The following is a 3,757-nucleotide window of genomic DNA, read 5'->3' as shown; positions in this document are numbered from 1 at the left end:
TCCCACAACTCATCAGGCACGAGACGCTCCACTATCCCCACGAGCCCAGACTACCCAACCAAATGAGATGACTTCTTAGAAGAGCTCTCCGCCGAGACATGGCAGCGGGTCGTGGACGTGGTGGCCGAGGCCGATCGATTCGGGCTCCTCGCTACCAGCATGAACGGCCGCACCCTCTGGGCGGTCGTACGCAAAACGGTCCCCGCGTACGCGGGACTGCGGGTCGGGGAAGCGTTCGTACTGCGGCGGGCGGACATCGACGTCGCGGGCGGCTTCGTCCTGGTCGACGAGAACTTGGCTGAGGCGAACGGCAAGTTGGTCTTCGATACTCCCAAGACGCATCAGAAGCGGTGGCTACGAGTCGGGCCTTCGCTGGCGGAGCGGTTGGGCCGGCACCTGGAGACGTTGCCCGCGGGGGAGGACTGCCTGTTGTTCACCACTCCGGCCGGTATGCCGCTGCGCTACAACCAATGGCGCAAGGCGTACTTCGACCCGGCGGTCTCGGCGGCCGGGCTGACGGACGTCACTCCGCACGACCTCCGGGCCTCGCACGGCACATGGGTCGCCGACCGATACGGCGTCATGACCGCAGCGCATCGTCTCGGCCACTCGAACGCAAGCGTCACCACGCGGCATTACGCCCGGCCGGTTGCCGGTCGCGACGACCAGGTGGCGGAAGCGGCGGACTCCTGGCTCAGTGGGGCTGACACCGACGACGGCTCTGCGGGTGCTGTTTCGGACTGAACACCGCACCGCTGCACTCAGTTCAAGGTCCCTGGCCATCCAGCTGGTGCGGGCCCCTCCTGGTTCGGCTCTACGTCGAGCCGTTGGGGTCCCGCGTGTACCTCGCCGCGATGGCAAGGTTCGGTGGTCGGTCGAGCGCGCCTTCGCCTGGTCGCAGCAGTTCAAACGACTCCGCATCCGCTACGGGCGATGCGCCCGACCTTCACCAGGCCCTGCTTGAACTGGCCTGCAGTTTCATGTGCCTCCGCCGCCTGCGAACCTCATTATGAAGCGATCAGTAAGGGACCGGACGGATTTTAGCGCTATTGCATGTTGCGGCGGTACCGCGGCTGCATATACAGGCGAAGACCGAAGGCAAACAAGATGACAGTGACTCCCCAGGCACCTGGGCTGGCCGCTGGATAAAGAGGGATGGCCCACCACCGGGGGACAGCATGCCCTACCGCACCGTAGGCGCGGCCCAAGCTCGCGGTGACAAGCATGATCAGCAAACAGACGCCGCCGGCCGCTGCCTCATTACCGAAGCGTCGCACGATCAGGGCTGCGGCCAGTAGGAGCATGAGGTTGCGGGCGACGTCGATGCCCACCATGAGCCCAACCACATGGCCGAGCGCTGCCGTGGCGACGATAACGAGTCCATCCCAGCGGCTCACAGCTACAGCTGCTGTGACTTCAGCAGCGACTATCTGGCGCTCCAGGCAGTACAGCATGGGGAGGACCACGATCAGTGGTGTGAAGTAGCGAGTTGCGATGCCAGAGAAGTGACCCCCAAGGTCGGGCAGCGGAACGGACCTTTCGCCGACTCCCTGGCAGGCCAAAACCAGCACGACGATCGCGACGGGGACCACCCACCAGCGTCTCACGGTGGTCAGATAGAGCTTCACGAGGTCTCCGGTGTGCAGAAGCGCTGGCTGCGGATGGCCTGAGTGAACCATGCGGACTGTTTTGAGGCGGAGAGCGCCCTGATCTGCTGCAGCTGTGCCCAACCCTGGTCGGTGAGTGTGGCGTGGGCTTGCTCCTCATCAACTCCCATCACGAGCATGGCCCAAGTGTCGGCAATGGAGGGCTGTCCGCAATCGTGAACGCCGTGGAGTGTGGCGATCCCGGCTACAGCGGACTGGGCGAGCGCGTAGTCGAGTTTCTCCGATGACATGTCGGGAGACCATTGAAGCGGCCAGGTGCTGGATCTCAAAGGGAGATCCGGCGAAGTCATTTCCAGGGCGCGGGGAGACGGGAGCCCTACCGTGTGCAATGCCTGAAGCCTCGGCAAGACGGCCTGTCGCATCTGATCAGCCTGGTTCGAGTATTCCGACGGCAGGCAGATGGAAGGCGAGATCCCGGTACAAACTGTGTGGCCGGTCCGGGGGTCCGTCAGCGGATCGAATCCCCAACCGAGCACGAAGCTTCGGCCGACGAACACGACACCAACGGCCAGGATGGCGCTCACAGCGAGCAGCCAAGGACGGCGGCGCACCCCTGTGAGCAAAAGCGCGGCAAGGGCAAACCCGGCCACCACCACCCAAGGAATGAGGTAGACGCGTGGATCGAGCAGGTCAGTGAGTGTGGAGCTTTCGGTCAGCAAGCCCCCGAGATGCCGCCAAGCTGGGCTGCTTATCGACTGTGGGATGGCGATGAAGGCCCAGCAGGCGACTGCCGCAAGAGGTGCGGCCACCGCACGCGGGCACACCTTTCCCAGCGCCCAGCCTACGACCGCCCACCCCCAGGGCAGTATCAGCAGATGCGCAATTGCGAGCAGTCCGCGTCCGTCGGGCCACGCGCCGTTCTGAGTCCTGGCGATGATCAAAGCGCCAATTACCAGGAGGATTTGAAGGACGATGACCGGTGTGGTGGCCCACAGGAACCTGTGCACCCGGCCGCGTACGGATACTGCGGCAAGTGGGCCGCTGCGACGTTGGCGTCCAGCTTCCCACGCGGCTGCCCCCGCTACAGCCGGAGCGATGACGGTGACGCCCAATGCTGCTTGTTCTCCCGACGTCACTCCGTAGTCAGAGAATCCACCGAAGACGGCACCGCTGATGATGGCGCTCATGTACAGAAGCGCCGGCAGGAACAGCCAAGGGGTAGCTGAGGCACGCAAATTGGCCAGGGAGATCACAGTTCCCCCGTCCTCAGTAGGGTCGTGTATGCGCTCTCCAGCCGTCGACCTGGAGCACAGTTGTAGTCAGCGTGGCTCTCGAACTGCGCCACTGTGCCTTGGAAACGAAGGGTGCCGTTTTCCAGGACCACGACCTCGTCGAAGGCTTGATCCAAGTCGGTGATGTCGTGTGTGGAGACGATCACGCTGACAGAACCGCGCAGCTCGTCGAGCAGATCTAGAAAGCGGCGTCGTTGCATGGGGTCCAGGCCGACGGTTGGCTCGTCTAGGAGCAGCAACTGCGCATCGTGCACAAGGGCCTGCGCTATCGCGAGTCGTTGGCGTTGCCCGCCGGACAGCGTGCCGACCTTGTCCTTCCTCTTCTCTGTGAGGCCGACTCGCTCGATGGCCTGCGGTACTGCCCGCCATGCCTCCCGCTCGCTCATCCCTTTGAGCCAGCCGACGTAAGCGATGTGCTCCCGGCAAGTCATGCCTGACAGGAACTGCGGGTTTTGAGGCAGCCACGAGACCTTGCGCCGGTAGGAGCGCAAGGCCGTCCTCCCCACGGGACTGAGTCGCCCCAGGCGGACAACTCCGTCTTGGGGACGATAGGCGCTCGCTCCCAGGGCGAGGAGCGTGCTCTTTCCTGCACCGTTGGGCCCCAGCAGTACCGTGTGCCCGGACGCGAAGCTCACGTCGAGCCCGTTGAGGACGGGGCGACCACGGCGGCTGTAGCTGAAGGTGCAGGACTCGTATTGCAGTGGCATGTACGGCTACCTCATAGAAAGGGGGCTGGGGGGGGGCGCCCCCCCCCCCCCACGGGGGGGGGCGCCGGGCGGGGGGGTAGAGTTTCTGGGGGGGGCTTTGGCCCACCAACGGGGACGCCACCAAACTGAGGGCGGCAGAGATATTTTAGGG

3 protein-coding genes and 1 pseudogene are annotated in these 3,757 nt (G+C 64.5%); 1 reads left to right on the top strand and 3 read right to left on the bottom strand.

Features of this window, described 5'->3' with window-relative positions; translation table 11 throughout:
- Positions 1-204 precede the first annotated feature (204 nt).
- Positions 205-744: pseudogene (locus LCE31_RS35765) on the top strand (tyrosine-type recombinase/integrase); the annotation flags it as partial.
- A 302-nt stretch (positions 745-1,046) separates the two neighbouring features.
- Here LCE31_RS35765 and LCE31_RS35755 read toward each other — a convergent pair.
- Genes LCE31_RS35755 through LCE31_RS35745 form a run of 3 tightly spaced genes read right to left on the bottom strand, consistent with a single transcriptional unit; the run spans position 1,047 to position 3,606 of the window.
- Positions 1,047-1,628, bottom strand: a complete 582-nt coding sequence (locus tag LCE31_RS35755) for a hypothetical protein (protein ID WP_225022015.1) — start codon at positions 1,626-1,628, stop codon at positions 1,047-1,049.
- Complete coding sequence (locus LCE31_RS35750) at positions 1,625-2,860, bottom strand: DUF7224 domain-containing protein (RefSeq protein WP_225022013.1); 1,236 nt, start codon at positions 2,858-2,860, stop codon at positions 1,625-1,627. The genes LCE31_RS35755 and LCE31_RS35750 overlap by 4 nt, the downstream gene beginning before the upstream one ends.
- A complete protein-coding gene (locus LCE31_RS35745) occupies positions 2,857-3,606 on the bottom strand; it encodes an ABC transporter ATP-binding protein (protein WP_225022012.1) in 750 nt (249 codons plus the stop codon). Before LCE31_RS35745 ends, LCE31_RS35750 begins: the two co-directional genes overlap by 4 nt.
- Positions 3,607-3,757: the final 151 nt, after the last annotated feature.

Origin of the sequence: Streptomyces sp. 8L, assembly GCF_020176795.1 — a bacterium.
Lineage (GTDB): Bacteria > Actinomycetota > Actinomycetes > Streptomycetales > Streptomycetaceae > Streptomyces.
The sequence above is the reverse complement of the archived record's forward strand: the minus strand, read 5'-3'. Positions and strand labels throughout refer to the sequence as shown.